Genomic DNA, 15,633 nt, shown 5'->3' on the forward strand with positions numbered 1-15,633 from the left:
TTGGCTTTCTCTATTTTCACTGCGATATCATTGTCCTAATCACAAATGGTCAAACTTTTCATTGTACCACAAAAGACTTTTGCAAGAGTTCTATATTGGCGTGGGTTGCGACGATTACACGATATTGCTGCTACCTGGAAACTTCTCCACTCTGATTCCTGATCTCAAGAAAAGTAGTTAACGATCGCCCAATACAGTTCAGTTAAGGATAATTGTAGGTTGGGTTGAACGAAGTGAAACCCAACCTACGCTGGTTTTGGTTTTTGGCTCTAACCCAAGCGTATTGAACGATCGCCTCCGATGCCACCTCCACCCATATCTATCCCTTGCATTTTCTGTTGATTTTGTCAACTATTCTGCTATTGTTTACGCAATGTTAATAAATATGTGACTAATGGATAGTTAATAAGGGGAGAGGTCAATCCATGCGATCGCTATAAACTCTTAAAGTCTAATTACCTGACAGGTAAACACCAATGGATCTTTACTTCTACGCAAGAATTTCACGAATTTTTTAGATTAGAATAAAACAACAATATTCATAGCGGTCACTAAAATACTTGATGTCAAAAGGGCGTAATTGCTTGTAAATGCAGGGTTTTTTCTAACTGCGGATGCTCGAAGCGAAGTTCTCTGGCGTGCAGATGTAACCGACTGCTAACTGCACAGCATCCATAAAGGCGATCGCCTAAAATAGTTACCCCAAGTCCTCGCACATCAGCCGCATGAACTCTCAACTGATGAGTGCGTCCTGTTAGCGGCGTAAATTCTACGCGGGTGTAGTCTCCTTCTCTCGCCATTACCTGGAAGTGTGTCAAGCTAGGTTTACCCTGCTGCCAATCAACTTTTTGCTCAGGGCGATTTTCCGGATCTCCCCACAGTGGCAGTTCAATCACACCTTGCTCAACTGTCACAGCACCAGAAAGTATGGCTTCATAAACCTTATGAACCTGCCGTTGCTGAAACTGCTGGCTGAGTTGGCGATGGGTTTGGCGATCGCGTGCCAACAATAGAATACCAGATGTTTCCTGATCTAGACGATGCACAGATACAAGTGCCATGCCATCAGCTAACAGATGACGTAAACGACTCAAAACACTATCTTGGCGATCGCGATAACGACCAGATACCGAAAGTAGCCCAGCAGGTTTGTTTACAGCAATCAGCCATTCGTCTTCATAAAGAATGGGTATCTCTCCCTTAATAGAAAAGGCTGGAAAATTACAACGTTTTTCATTGGAGTCAAACACATTGGAGCTAGGCAAATGTGTTAATGTATTTAGCAAAAGTGGGCTTGTTGTGTAAAAATCCCTATTAGGGATTGAAATAGGTCTTAAGCCAGAGAGCAAAAACCCCATCAATGGCTGACATCGCTCGGCACATGCTCCATAAAATTCTCCCTGGATTTTATCCTGATTTACCAAAGACGCACCCCACCAAAATTCCGCCATTGCCAATGGTTTTAGATTATGTGTTGCCGCATAATGGAGCAGCTTTGGGGCACAACAGTCTCCTGTGCCAGTGGGCGAGCCTCCTGGCATCAATTCTTGCAATGATCGCGATCGCCCGGAAAAATTAGTCAGGCTGTAACTAGCGTGCATCTGAGCTTGTAATTGACGGGACAGTGCTTTACGCTGTTGTTTGAGTTCGCTAATTCGCGCATCTGTTGCTGCAATTAACTCCTGAAGGGGCTGTAATACCGCATTTTGCTGGCGTTTCAGTTGTCGTCGTTCAATTCCCTGCTGACGACTCTCTTCGTCGAGTTGTTCCAGGGCAATAGTCAGTGCTTCTGGAGTGAGTGTATTGCAGATTTGCTGACGTTTTTCCTGTCGTTGATGTTTGCAATGGCGATGGCGATCGCTCATTACTTGCAATTGTTGCTCAAACTCATCAAACAGGGTTTGGTACTCCTGACGTTCGCTCAGTTGCTTCAAGGTCAGGAGTTCTTGCTTGAGCGCGTCCAACTGTGCCAAAGTGCGGGCTTCCTCTAAAGCAACTTCGTCTCGTCCTGGAATTGGCGGCACCCAGCCCTCAACCACACTGCAACCATTCAAAAGACCGGAGAAGGCTTTGAGTACCCTTTGTTCGCCATTAGGCAGTTCAACCAATAGTATTCCATACATCTTGCCTTCACGAGAATAACAGTCATTGTTGATAAGATATTGCATTAGTCCGTGGGTGATCGCTTCCGACATTGAGGTGCGGGGTAATTTCAGGCGAGCGCCACTTTCGAGACAACGCCCTTCGTAGTAATAACTACAAGATGAATCGCTAACAGCAAAATCGCTGTCAATAAAATCTGAAAGTGTGTGCAGAACTTCCATAGAAAGTATGATTGCAAATCTAGCTAATCCTAATATCTGACATAGTAGCAAGGTAGTGCGATCGCCTAAATTGGGCGGGTATGCGATCGCCGTTTTATAAACAGACATTAGTGTAATTTAAATAAAAGCTAAAGAAAATAAAAATTATGAGTTGTAAATGCGGACTCATGCTAGGCAAATATGCTCCTCTCCACAAAGGGCATCAATTGGTGATTGAAACTGCCTTAGCAGAGATGGATGAATTGCTTGTGATGATTTATGATTCTCCAGAGGTGACTGCGATTCCCTTAACAGTACGAGCTAACTGGCTGCGGAAAATTTATCCCCAAATTCAGGTAATTGAAGCGTGGGATGGCCCAACTGAGATTGGTTACACTTCTGAGATTAAGAAAAAGCATGAAGATTACATCCTTAAGCAATTAGAATCAAAAAAAATTACCCACTTTTACTCTAGTGAATTTTACGGGGAACACGTAAGTCAGGCATTGGGAGCAGTTAATCGGCTCGTAGATTGCGATCGCCAAACGTTTCCGATTTCTGGAACGCAAGTAAGAAGAGACGCTTACGCATTTCGGGAGTATTTACATCCTTATGTGTACCGTGATCTCATCACTCACGTTGTTTTTCTGGGCGCTCCTTCAACTGGTAAAACTACCATTGCATCACAATTAGCTAAAGAGTACAACACTGTATGGATGCCGGAGTATGGGCGCGAGTATTGGGAAAAACATCAAATTAACAGACGACTTTCGCTCTCTCAACTTGTGGAGCTTGCCAAAGGGCATTTAGAACGTGAAGAAGCCTTATTATTGCAAGCAAACCAATACTTATTTACAGATACCAATACATTGACAACTTATCAATTCTCGTTATACTACCACAAAACTGTTGCTCCAGAGTTAGCAGAACTTGCCCATCAAGCCATTTTCCGCTATGATTTATTATTTATTTGTGATTCAGATATACCCTATGATGATACCTGGGATCGCTCTGAAGAGGCAAACCGGAGCATATTTAAAAAACAGATTCAGAGCGATTTAATTATTAGGAAAATTCCATTTTTTCGCTTGTCTGGCGACCTAAATACACGCATTAGTATTGTTAAAAAAGTATTATCTCGTTACCAAAAGTATGGCAACCTGGGAAAGTTATTTTTCTCTGAAATTGTTTTATAACAGAATTCAGGAGTCAGGTGTGAGAATTCAGTATGAATTCTGTAAGCCTGGTGAGGCAGTCGCTCAGAGGGGGTTTCCTCCATGAGCGACTGCCGATAGCGCCACGGAGAGCGAGTCCGCGTACTCCTGCGTCCAAGCAAGCTACGCCTTGGTCTTGTAGAGAGCGTCTGAATAAGTGGGTTTAAGAAATATGCTAAATCGTTCGCGCAACCTCCCTGAAAGAAAAGATTTAGCGGTCTACAATTAATGGCGGGTCTGAATCGGCTAATGCCGTAGCCTGACACCCAGATAGTGAAAGCAAATCTGGTCATGCCACTGTCAATCATAGAAACAGCCTGACCGAGACAGACAATAATAAAAGTACGCACTTATATCAATTTTGGATTATGGATTTGCGGTAGTCAGTTCTCAGTTAAGTTCAAAGCTTCTCTGATAGTTCTATTGCATGACCACGTTTACTAAGTTTTGTCCGATAGCGATATGAGTACATCACAATACCAGTGACAAACAGAATTAACGGTGCAAGTCCTACAAAAACGTAGAGTATGCGGGTGGGTAAGCCACCAAATGTGCCGTAGTGCAGGGGTACAAAAAAATTGAGGAGGCGATCGCCCAATGGCATCTTTAAAGCATTATCAACTCGCAAAACATCACCACTGTACTGGTCGAGATAAACATTACTATTAGCGTCATATGAACTTTCCTGCGGTAGCTTCATGTTAATTCGTAGAGCCTCTTCTGGTTTACTAGGAAAATAAATGCTTTTGGTAACAGCACCAGGTAAGGCAGCATCGGCAATTTTCAGTTGTTCTGTCAATCCTAAGGTTGATTTACTAGGAATTGGCTTGGATACTGGCTCCGATGGTTTTTGGGTGAATGTAACAGCGTAAATGATTGGCTCAGTCAAATCGTTGAAGTTCCAGCAAAAGCCCGTAAAGCCAGTAAAGAATAAAAAAACCACAGTGATAATGCCAGCCACTTTGTGAATGTCAAAGTTCATCCGCTTGGGATGAGCATCAAACTTGATTTTGAAGCCTGCAATCAATCTGCGCCAACCAGGCCAGAGAACTAAACCTGTGATGGTAAGTATACACATTAGAAAGGCAGCAATACCAACAATTGCAGTTCCGATTTCGCCTGCCATCAAGCTGTAGTGCAAATTAAGTATTAGACCAATGAGGGTTTTATCCGTTATCCGCTCACCGATAATTTTGCCTGTATAAGGGTTGATAAAAACCTCTTTCCTTTCCACATCAGTTGATGACAACTGCCCCACATAGGGAGAAGAAAGAGTATCTGGCAAATAAATCCGAAAAAGATGGAAATCACCTCGCACGGGATACTTCGCCTCAATTGTATTCACTACAGACTCTGGAGATAACTGCATCTGTTGGGGAGTAATGTGTCCATACTGTTGACTAATCATAAAGTGGTCAAAATCTTGCTCGAACACTAACAAGCTACCTGTTACCCCAATCACAATTAGCAATACTCCAACAAAAAAACCGATATATCTGTGCAGGTAAAAAACGATAGAGCGCAGTTTTTTCCGATTCATAATCGCCACGAAAGTAAGTTGGATTTTTTACTCCCCTCAATCCTCCCAATCATTGGGGGGAAGAATTAGACTCCCTGCCCAACTCCCCAATGCATCGGTGAGGTTAGGGTGGAATCAAAACTGTACGGAAATCGTCGCCAGAACAGTCAAGGGATCTCCGGGACGCAGAAAGTAACCTTGAGAATAGTAATACGTGGTGTCGAAAATATTCTTGAAGTTGAGACCCACTCGCCAATTTTCTTTTTTATAGAAAATAGAGGCATCAGTTCTGACGTAGGAAGGAAGGACAACTCCATCGTTTGGTAGATTGGCTTCGGTATCGCCAACAAAAAACAGTCCTCCACCAAATCCCAATCCTTTGAAGGAACCACTTTGAATTTCATAGCTTGTCCAGAAGCTAGCAGTATCCCTTGACACACCAACCAATCTGTCACCCACAGGTAGGTTATTATCCTCGCTGACATAGGTATCGTTATGGGCAAAGGATGCAATTACATTCCACCCAGGTAAAATTCGCCCAGAAATATCGAATTCAATACCTTGACTCTTGACTTCTCCAGCTGCAATTGAGTAATCATTATTATTTGGATCGGTTGTAGGTACGTTGGTTTTTGTAATCTCGTATGCTGCAAGTGTTGCCGAAAGCTTACCATCAAATAGCTCGGTTTTAATTCCGGCTTCATACTGGGTTCCACGAGAAGGTTGTAATGCGACTAGGCTAGCTGTTCTGGTATTGTTAGGTACAAAAGACTCGCTATAACTGGCGTATAGGGAGATTGGTTTTATCGGTTGGTAAACCAGTCCCACACGGGGTGAAAAAGCTTCATCGTAAAAGTTATTTCTATAAGCCAGTGCACCATTGTTATTCAAGTCTGTGCCTCTATCGTTGTAGCTGACAAAATCATATCTTCCACCAACCAGTAGCTTCAAATTAGAAAGTAATGTCACCTGGTCTTGCAAGTAAATACCTACAGTGTCGGTATAAGCTTCCGTTTGCTGAGCTGTATCGACGAAACTGGTTGGCAGTGGCGCACCATATACTGGATTGAAAAGATTAATCCCAGGAGCAGCAGTGCGAAGGAAATCATAAAAAACGTTTTGCCAACCTAACTCTAAACCCAGGAGCAGCTGATGATTAATAGAACCAGTTTTGAACTTGCTGATTAATTCATTTTGCAGATCAAATGTTTGATTGGAACCGGCGCCTCCAGCAAGCGTTCGCGATACTGTCTGACCATCCGCTTCAAGTGAGTCTGGTCGGACAACGTTATTATTATCAGAAGTAGTAAAGTATGCTGAAAAGGCACTACGCAGCCGTAAATTTTCACTGAAGGTATGATCTAAAGTCAAGTAAAATGCATTAGAGTCAACATTGTACTTATCGGCACTTGGTTCTCCTAAAAAACGACTGGTGGGAACTTGAAAAGATTCACGAACAGGTAGCAACCCATCATAAAATGTTCGATTTTGATCAGTATGCTCATATTCCAAAGTCAAATTTGTATTGTCGCTGATCTTATAGGACAATACCGGCGATATTGAGAAATATTGCCCGTGAACAAAATCTATAAAACTCCCAAAATTTTCATAGCTAGCATTCAACCGATACAACAACTTGTGGTCAGGGGTAAGTGGTCCAGAAATATCGATTGAGGATTTGTAATCACTGTAACTTCCTACTGTAAATTCACTTGCATAATAGGGAGTTGCAAGCGGTTGTTTGGTGACATAATTGACCACACCACCTGGTTCAAACTGACCATATAGCACTGAAGCCGGACCTTTGAGAACTTCAACTCGTTCAATGCTGTTAGCATCGATGTAGTTATCTCCAGCTTGGAAACCATTTCTCAGGCTATTGTACTGTTTAAATCCCCGGATGACATAGTTATCTGTACCAGCACCATAACCACCTTGTAGTGAGACACCACTAACATTGCGTGCAGCATCGGTAATCCGGGTGATTTGCTGATCTTTGATAACTTGTTGGGGAATAACTTGAATTGACTGAGGGATATCGCGCAGTGGTGTGTCGGTTTTGGTAGCAGTTGTTGCATTTGGTACACTATATTCGTCTTGTTCACCCGTGACTACCAACTCAATCGGCTGATCACCCGAAGCTGATGGTTGAGTTGGCTGTGCTTGATTCCCTAGCTTTTGTTGTTCAGGAGTTGGTTGGGTTTGCGGTTGTTGTTGCGCGGACGATGCGGCACCAGCCACAGAGAAAATAAGACCCTCATTCGGACTATCAAACAACTCGACTGTTGGTACACTCCCCTCACCAATCACTGTGACTCGGATAGTATTGGCATCAAAGTTAGTAACTGTTATCTGTGTAACACCCGCAATTGGTTTTTCAGAGCGGAATGTGAATGCTTCGCCCGATGCTAGGCGTAGTTGAGCATTGGGAATGTCAGTGATGAAATTGCTACCAGCAGTGCGATTGACTAGTTGCAACTGTTCCCCTTTAGTTGTTTGTAAAATAATCTCCAAACCTTTGGCAGTGGGATTTGCCTTCACTGAGGTAACTTGCACAACTTCACTTGGTGGGGTGTTAGGTGGTGTTGGCGACTGCACTAACATTCTGGCGCTCTGGGCTGGATGCTCTATCTGACTTACTAGCCGAATCTGGCGGATTGGTTCAACAGTCTCGCCTTTGGTAATCAGATGTGTTGATTGAGTCGAACTCGCGTCAGCGTCACCAGATGTCGTATTCTTGTAAACTCTAATTGATGGTATTTCCTCGCTTCTAGTACGACTTGTGACCAACATGATAATAAGACCTGTCAGCAATAGACTAGGAACAAGCTGCTTAGACTTCATTAGACATATCCAGAAATTAATTATGCGTTGCCCAAAATTCTTAGTAGGTACAATTGATGAATTGTGCCTACGTCATTTTCACTCCTATGTCTATTGTTTTTCTCTCACCAGAACCTCCATACCTTGGAGAACCAACACATTCATGTATGGGGGTAAGGAAAAGAGCTAATTTTACGAGGTTCGCTTGTGGGGTACGGAGCAATATGATTTTGTGAGATGGGCAAGGAGGGGAGACAGGGGAAGTTAAAGAAAAAACTCCTTGTCCATACGGTTTCAACAAGAGTCAATTCATTTATGTATGCAGAAGAAAAATTGTTCACTTGATTGCTTGCAATAGCGATCGCTACGTCCAAGTTTTCAGAGCCAATAGATTTATCTATAGGGTTTTCTCTTTGTCCGCCCATCCCCTTGTTCCCTTTGTCTTTTTCGCTGACACTACCGTAGAAATATTATTAAAAGTTATTTGCATTAAGAAAGCAAGCTTAATAAAACAACAAAAAATAAAAATTTACATATATGAGGAAAATCTGCATGAAATTACTAGTATTAATTAACACTAAATAAGTAATAAAATTTTATTATCTAAAGTTTAGATTTAGAAAATTTTCATCGTATATGTTCATTTATACACCATACTATTCTCTGTATTAGCAGAGACAGTATCGACCAGCAAAGGTTTTTGGGCGAGTTATCATCAGTAAACTAGGCTACATATAATTATAAAGCGAGATGAATTAAAGATAATTGTTTGGTACTTTAATAGGCATAAGATATTTTTAGCATCTATCAAAAGGAAGAAAAATATTCACCTATATACAATGAATCTTAAAAGGTTATTGATAACTATTCTCTATTGATTTATAGTTGCTAAGTACCTTATCTTCAAACACAGATTGCTCACGTACTAAAAGTTGCACCATCTCAAGTAAAGGAAGAGGTCTCACTAAGGTCTGAATCCCCTACTTTCTTGTTCTGAATTCTGGATTCTGGATTCTGAATTCTTTTTCAAAAAGTGCATTTAAAATGATTGATTTTTGGAGTGTAAATACTATCGCTTTCAATCTTATGGGATATCCCATGAGCTACATAGAACTCTTGGGAACGGTCTTTTATCTATGGTCAGTGTGGCTAATTTCTCAGAGAAAAATTCTGACTTGGCCTATTGGGATAGTCAGCGTATTGCTATACATGGCGCTTTTTTATCAAATCCGTTTGTATTCGGATATGTTAGAACAAGTATACTACTTAATTGTTAGTGTGTATGGTTGGTGGCGATGGAGTACACCTGATTCTGGTAAAGTTTTGGAAGTTCGATATAATCCACCGCGTAAAATTGTTTTGATTGCGGCAATCACAATAGCAGTTTCGTTCGCAACGGGAGCTTTGATGAGTCAAATTCACCTGTTACTCCCTGTAATATTTCTAGAGAAAGCTTCTTTTCCTTATTTAGATGCACTCACAACAATCATGAGTTTTACTGTTATGTGGCTCATGGCACAAAAAAGGATTGAAAGCTGGTATTACTGGATCATCGTTGATGTTATTAGTATTTGGTTGTACTACGTTAAAGAAGTTAAATTTATTGCTTTTCTTTATGTAATTCTGCTGTTCATAGCAATTAACGGTTCAATATCCTGGCTCAAGACAGCTAAAATGCAGGACTGAGAACTCCTGTATCTCTTTAAGAAATCCCCAGATTGACTAATACTAGCAATACTTTAGTAATAATGCTGTTATTTAGGGGTTGTCAGTGTAAGGTCTTTCAAAACGAATACCTTCTTTTAAGGATATGAATCCATCCTTCATAATAAGTAAATTCTTTATACTAACAACTGAGTCCAGACCGTCTGTGACGTTTGCTCAAAAAAAAATTGGAGATGGAAACGCACTCGTCATAGTCATAAAGGAAAACAACATCCAGAGAAACAACAGCGCAAAACTTGCAGACTTAGATACCTTGATCTTGCGGCAGTAGATGGTTATATCGAACTCAAGTATCTTGATGAATCCGGGTGTAGTCGTTGGAGTCCAGTCAGCTACACTTACAGCCGTGTCGGTAGCTAAAAATAAATGACACAAGTCGGTTGTCGTGGTGGTGCAAACTCTTGTTTATGATGATGCACCTCAGTTCAAGTTACTAACTGCTGATTTGGCTTTATGCTGTATAAATTTTTGTAAAAAGTAGCTATTGTTACAGAATTTTTGCTATATTTGTTTATAAGAAAATCCAAAATTATATATTCACAAAATAGAGAGGACTATGGTTATGTCTATTGCAGATAAATCTCGTGCGTTAATGGTGCGTGAACATCAGCAAGTCAAGAATCGCCAACAATCAATGCTGATGCGGGCTGCACAAGAACTTGGTCTTCCTGAAGAAGCATCCTACTACTGGAACCCGATTCAAGGGAAGGTAGATGCTAGCGCTCGGATGATTTATGCTTCCAGCCATGCTTCCATGAGCTAAGTTTCAATAGTTTTAAGGTTGATTTTTGAGTGAATGTCTCAACTAACAACTCTGGAAAAAAAAGCCACCCTCTACTCTAGGGTGGCAAAACTTATACATTTAGATAGATACGGTACTTAATTAAGCATCGTAGTAGAGGTAAAACTCGTAGGGATGAGGACGTAGCTGTAACTGCTTAACTTCGTTACTTAGCTTGTAATCAATCCAATTTTCGATAAAGTCTTCCGTGAAGACGCCTGATTCTGTTAAGAAGGTGTGATCTTTTTCCAGTGCTTGCAACGCCAATTCTAAAGAACCTGGAGTTGAAGGAACCTTCGCCAGTTCTTCTGGAGAGAGTTCATAGATGTTCTTATCTAAGGGTTCACCAGGATGGATTTTGTTCTTGATGCCATCAAGACCAGCACAAAGCATTGCAGCAAATGCCAAGTAGGGGTTAGAAGTCGCATCTGGACAACGGAATTCTAAACGCTTGGCTTTGGGGTTAGTGCCAGATAGAGGAATACGGATAGAAGCAGAACGGTTCCCTTGGGAGTAAGCCAAGTTCACAGGAGCTTCATAACCAGGTACTAGGCGCTTGTATGAGTTGGTACTGGGGTTGGTAATTGCCAATAGCGCTGGTGCATGTTTGAGAAGACCACCAATGTAGTACAACGCCATTTCACTCAAACCAGCATACTTATCACCTGCAAACAGAGGTTTGCCGTCTTTCCAGATAGACTGGTGACAGTGCATTCCCGAACCGTTATCGCCAAAAATCGGTTTTGGCATGAAGGTAACGGTTTTGCCGTGTTTCTTGGCAACGTTCTTGATGACATATTTATAAATCATCAACCAGTCAGCCGCTTCGATCAACTTGCCAAACTGGAAACCCAGTTCACACTGACCACCAGTGGCAACTTCGTGGTGATGCTTTTCAATGGGCACACCTAATTGTGCCATCGTCAACAGCATTTCTGTACGGATATCTTGGAAAGAATCCGTCGGTGAAACTGGGAAATAACCTTCTTTAAAGCGTGGTTTGTAAGCCAAGTTGGGTTTTTCATCGGTACCGGCTTTACCGGAATCCCAAGCACCTTCTGCGGAGTCTATGAAGTAGTAGCCTTCGTTGGCAGTTTGGGCAAACCTAGCACTGTCAAAGATGAAGAACTCAGCTTCAGGGCCAAAGAAGGCTGTATCACCAAGACCAGTGGAAACTAAGTAGTCTACTGCTTTTTGGGCAATAACCCGTGGGCAACGATTGTACCATTCACCAGTGCGAGGTTCCTTGATACTACAAATTATACTTAGCGTTGGGACTTCCATGAATGGATCGATCCAAGCAGTGTTGGCGTCGAGTACCATCGTCATGTCCGATTCGTTGATCGCTTTCCAACCCCGGATGCTGGAACCGTCAAAAGGTACGCCATCAGTGAATGCAGTCTCATCGATTTGGTTTTGGTACAGTGTGAGGTGCTGCCAAGTCCCTACTGTATCGATGAATTTGAGATCAATCAGCTGAATTTTTTCATCTTGAATTCTCTTCAAGACTTCTTGTGCTGTTGTCATTGTTACTCCTTCTCTACCAATTTCCTAAAGTAATACCAGAATCTTCCAAAGCATCCTAACCCTGCTGATCTCAATCAAATCGTGACACACCTGAAATATCTTAAATACTAGACATTAGCAGATTTTGTAGTCTATGTTACAGATATCTGGATTATCAGGTTATATTAACCTTTCAGCGATCATGTGTACAAAACTGGAAAGTTCATCATATAGGGGTCAACTTTGGCATAAAATCCTTAAATAGCGGATAAATTGTTTTTGTGCCAAATCTATTTTAAATAGCACAAAAATTTACTGGTGCATAAGTGCAGCCAAATAAATATCAAACCATAAATAGCAAGGATTGGGAGAAAAAGGAATGCGCGATGCGGTAACAAGTTTAATTAAGAATTATGATCTAGCTGGTCGGTATTTTGATCGGAATGCGATCGATAGCCTGAAATCTTACTTTGACAGTGGTACAGCAAGAGTACAAGCAGCGGCGGCGATAAATTCTAATGCGGCTGCACTTGTCAAGCAAGCTGGTTTGAAGTTATATGAAGAACTGCCAGAATTGATTCGTCCTGGTGGAAATTCCTATACGACTCGTCGTTATGCGGCTTGTCTGCGGGATATGGACTACTACCTGCGCTACGCCACCTATGCGCTGGTTGCTGGAAACACGAATGTGTTGGATGAGCGTGTGCTGCAAGGGCTACGGGAAACTTACAATTCTCTAGGAGTGCCGATTGGGCCTACGGTTCGCGGTATCCAGATTCTCAAGGATCTGATTAAGGAGCAAGTAGCAGCAGCAGGTGTGATTAATACTGCTTTTGTGGATGAACCGTTTGATCACATCACACGCGAGTTGAGCGAACAGGATATTTAGTTATTCAACAACAAGTATAAAATATAGCGATCGCACTTTGGTTTTATGGAGCGATCGCTTTTTTATAAACGCTACCAGGCGTTGAAAAGGGTTTATCGAAGTTTTCGCCGCCAAAGGGCAACAGCGCGCCTATTCCCAAGCGAGTTTACGAAGGTATATTTTCCGAACGCTTTGGTCAGCTAATTCTCAATAGCATAGGAATAAGCATTTGCTCAATCCATTCCCAATAAGCCAAAGTTTTGACTCTGGAAGCCGGGTTTAGTCTGGCTACATTTAATCTTCAGATGCATTGACCGCGATCGCTTATTAGGCATCACCGTGCCCAATACGAAAGTTTTCTTTGACATACCTCCTCGTGCAGCATGAGCGAGGATTCCTTGACGCTTCACAGAAACTCGCACTCAAGCATTAGTCTTACAGTCTCTCGACGTCCGTTTAAAGAACGGCGCATAGCCGTATTTATATGAGTTGGTAATTTGGGATAGTAAGTATTTATCATAATTCGTAATTACTAATTCGTAATTCGTAATTAAATAGGGGTTGATACCTTCGCTTAATTTACGGCTAGATATCTGGTTTTTGCAGCCATCGAGCAAGCATACCTGCCAAAACTCCACCGAAAATTGGGAACACTATGAAAATCCAAAGGTCAGCCAATGCCCAACCGCGAGTAAAGATAGCTGTGGCTAGCGATCGCACGGGATTGACACTGGCATTTGTCACCGGAATAAGGATAAGATGCGCCAAGGTCAGCCCTAAACCGATGGGGATGGGTGCAGACCGCTTGAAAGCGGGAGAAGATGTGACGCTCAAGATCAGTAGCACAAAGCCACAGGTAACAATAAATTCGGCTAACGCACAAGCCCACCAGCTATAGTTACCAGGGGAGTGAATTCCTACCCCATTAGAACCAAAGTTGGCTGTTGTAAACTCAGGCTTCCCCATACAAATCAAAAACAGGATACTAGTCCCCCAAATTCCGCCGAGAACCTGACTTCCTATATAGGGCAAAACCTCTTTGGAAGAAAACTGCTTGGCTACCCAAAAACCAATTGTGACTGCGGGGTTGATGTGACATCCGCTTATAGAACCAAAAGTATAGGCAGCAGTCAACAAACTTAAGCCAAAAGCGATCGCTACCCCAGTAACTCCAACCCAAGGTACTGCACCAGAGATCACCGCAGTACCCACGCCCATCAGAACCAACCAAGCTGTACCTAAAGCTTCCGCCAAACATCGTTTTGCTAATGAGTAACGATTCATGATTTATGCTCTAACTAGCTAGTAATTCGCTATTTATACCAAGACTATCGTCAATCGGAGATAGCCCAGTATTTTGATTACCTTTGCCGCAGCTATTAAGCAGCCGGACTGTTAGCAATGTTAAAAGAAATACTGCTGCGATCAGCGAAGCTAGTCCCGCAAAAGTTGGTTTTTTTTGTACTTTTTAGATGGCTGAGTCATAACATTTATCTTAACTGCTCCAGATGTATAAGTTGGTAAGTTCCGATGGATTTTTATTTGTGAACAGCGAGATAGAATAGCACAAACACTTGATGAAATTCCGGTAATAATTTCTCGCCCAATGCTTAAATCTGCTCAGAACCAAGATACATGGTTTATTGACTATTACCAATAGGATAATTAAGTTTAAGTTTAATGTTTGTACCTTTTTTGAGAGCAACTTCTCCACCAGGGCTAGATAAAACAAAAGCAGCCGCAGCTGTACCACCTGCTAGTCCACCATGCTTGAATTTGGCTTGATTACCAAGAAAATGTCCGGCAACTGTACCGCCTAAAAGAATGCCTGCATTTTGAATGAACTTACCTTTGGTTTTTGTTTCTAAGAGAGTGTTTGTTAAAGTAGCATCAATGGGATAAGACGCTCCATTTTTTAGCGAAATATCATCAAAAACCAAATGTAAACTCGCTTTTTTACCTTTGGCAGCTTTAACTACATCTTCCAGATGTCCTTGAATTTGACCATCTTTAAGAACTTTATTCTCTCCTTTCAAGGAATTCTTAATTTTTAAGATAAAGCTGTCATTATTTTGATTTTTTCCTGTAGATATATTTTCTTGAAGAACAGTATCAAAACTTGTTCCAGTTGGTACGGATATTTGATTGTTAGACTGATTAGATATACTATCATTTATTGCAGTTTTATTATTAGTAGGAGTGCTGTTGCTTTGGCTACTAGTTTTATTACAAGCGACTGTGCTACTCAAGAGAATAGCACTCAATAATAGTGGAAACAAGTTTTTCATGGCGACGGTATTGATGAAATGAATAATAAGAAGACAAGCTTTTCAGAAAAACAAAAACTACATCAGCTAAAACTTGGTGATCCAAATCTGCTCACTTTCCAGATTATACTCCTAAAAATCATCAAAAATTAACACAGAAAATCTGATAGTTGAGAAGAAATAACTGACAGCGTTTTTAAAGTAAACCACAGACTAGGGATATAGCAATGCCGTGTCCCTACAAAAATCTGTGGTTCAATTAACTGAAAATACCTGTAAACCAAAGCGCAATAATTCTAAATGGCAGGGCTGAGGGAATCCCTAAAATCAAAAATCCAAACATTGCTCCAGCACCCAGAAATATCATTGCTATCCCTGTCCTAAAAATCCAACCCCGTAATTTAGTCAATCAAGGGGTGGCTTACCTAATATTTGCTGTTTGGTGGATTACAAACTTTCAATTCATGACCCACTAAACATCAAGACGAAAATTTCTAATTAAATTTAGTTTATCACTTCCAAAAATAATTATTAATTTAAATAAGAGGGTTAACTTCTTTGGAATAATTACAAGCTAACTTACAGAAAGTTTATGAATATGAAATTTGAGATAATCTAAACTTTACC

Annotated in this window: 12 protein-coding genes; 5 read left to right on the plus strand and 7 right to left on the minus strand. The window is 41.3% G+C overall.

Annotated elements, in window-relative coordinates; all coding sequences use genetic code 11:
* Nucleotides 1–181 (plus strand): hypothetical protein (locus V7K36_RS04250; protein ID WP_335113492.1); only part of this gene is annotated, 181 nt, incomplete at its 5' end.
* Nucleotides 182–566: 385 nt separating this feature from the next.
* Here the strand turns inward: V7K36_RS04250 and V7K36_RS04255 are convergent.
* Nucleotides 567–2,324 carry an RluA family pseudouridine synthase gene (locus V7K36_RS04255; RefSeq protein ID WP_335113804.1) on the minus strand — a complete coding sequence of 586 codons (1,758 nt, stop codon included), beginning with the start codon at nt 2,322–2,324 and terminating at the stop codon, nt 567–569.
* A gap of 146 nt (nt 2,325–2,470) precedes the next feature.
* On the opposite strand from V7K36_RS04255, the gene V7K36_RS04260 reads away from it, so the two are divergent.
* Complete coding sequence (locus V7K36_RS04260) at nt 2,471–3,499, plus strand: AAA family ATPase (RefSeq protein WP_335113494.1); 1,029 nt, start codon at nt 2,471–2,473, stop codon at nt 3,497–3,499.
* Between the two features lie 418 nt (nt 3,500–3,917).
* On the opposite strand, the gene V7K36_RS04265 is transcribed toward V7K36_RS04260, so the two are convergent.
* Both V7K36_RS04265 and V7K36_RS04270 read right to left on the minus strand, forming a co-directional pair.
* Nucleotides 3,918–5,057, minus strand: coding sequence for a PepSY-associated TM helix domain-containing protein (locus V7K36_RS04265; RefSeq protein WP_335113496.1), 1,140 nt, complete (start codon nt 5,055–5,057; stop codon nt 3,918–3,920).
* Between the two features lie 114 nt (nt 5,058–5,171).
* Nucleotides 5,172–7,880: a TonB-dependent siderophore receptor gene (locus V7K36_RS04270; RefSeq protein WP_335113497.1), complete on the minus strand. Its 2,709-nt coding sequence runs from the start codon at nt 7,878–7,880 to the stop codon at nt 5,172–5,174.
* Between the two features lie 1,077 nt (nt 7,881–8,957).
* Here V7K36_RS04270 and pnuC point away from each other — a divergent pair.
* Together pnuC and V7K36_RS04280 are read left to right on the plus strand one after the other, a co-directional pair.
* On the plus strand, nt 8,958–9,545 hold the full coding sequence (gene pnuC / locus V7K36_RS04275) for a nicotinamide riboside transporter PnuC (protein ID WP_335113499.1): 588 nt from the start codon (nt 8,958–8,960) through the stop codon (nt 9,543–9,545).
* A 601-nt stretch (nt 9,546–10,146) separates the two neighbouring features.
* Nucleotides 10,147–10,347, plus strand: coding sequence for a hypothetical protein (locus V7K36_RS04280; protein ID WP_334825686.1), 201 nt, complete (start codon nt 10,147–10,149; stop codon nt 10,345–10,347).
* Nucleotides 10,348–10,467: 120 nt separating this feature from the next.
* Here the strand turns inward: V7K36_RS04280 and glnA are convergent, their stop codons facing one another.
* A complete protein-coding gene (gene glnA, locus V7K36_RS04285) occupies nt 10,468–11,892 on the minus strand; it encodes a type I glutamate--ammonia ligase (protein WP_335113501.1) in 1,425 nt (474 codons plus the stop codon).
* A gap of 358 nt (nt 11,893–12,250) precedes the next feature.
* On the opposite strand from glnA, the gene apcB reads away from it, so the two are divergent.
* Nucleotides 12,251–12,760: an allophycocyanin subunit beta gene (gene apcB, locus V7K36_RS04290; RefSeq protein ID WP_334825682.1), complete on the plus strand. Its 510-nt coding sequence runs from the start codon at nt 12,251–12,253 to the stop codon at nt 12,758–12,760.
* A 212-nt stretch (nt 12,761–12,972) separates the two neighbouring features.
* Here apcB and V7K36_RS04295 read toward each other — a convergent pair whose 3' ends face one another.
* The 3 genes from V7K36_RS04295 to V7K36_RS04305 all read right to left on the minus strand — a co-directional run bounded on the left by V7K36_RS04295 (nt 12,973) and on the right by V7K36_RS04305 (nt 15,027).
* Entirely contained in the window at nt 12,973–13,149 is a 177-nt protein-coding gene (locus tag V7K36_RS04295; protein ID WP_335113503.1) for a hypothetical protein, read from the minus strand.
* A 175-nt stretch (nt 13,150–13,324) separates the two neighbouring features.
* Nucleotides 13,325–14,023 (minus strand): aquaporin Z, encoded by a 699-nt coding sequence (aqpZ, locus tag V7K36_RS04300; protein WP_335113505.1) that lies wholly within the window; start codon nt 14,021–14,023, stop codon nt 13,325–13,327.
* Between the two features lie 356 nt (nt 14,024–14,379).
* Nucleotides 14,380–15,027, minus strand: coding sequence for a hypothetical protein (locus V7K36_RS04305; RefSeq protein ID WP_335113507.1), 648 nt, complete (start codon nt 15,025–15,027; stop codon nt 14,380–14,382).
* Between the last annotated feature and the right edge of the window lie 606 nt (nt 15,028–15,633).

The organism is Nostoc sp. (assembly GCF_036919555.1).
GTDB lineage: Bacteria > Cyanobacteriota > Cyanobacteriia > Cyanobacteriales > Nostocaceae > Nostoc.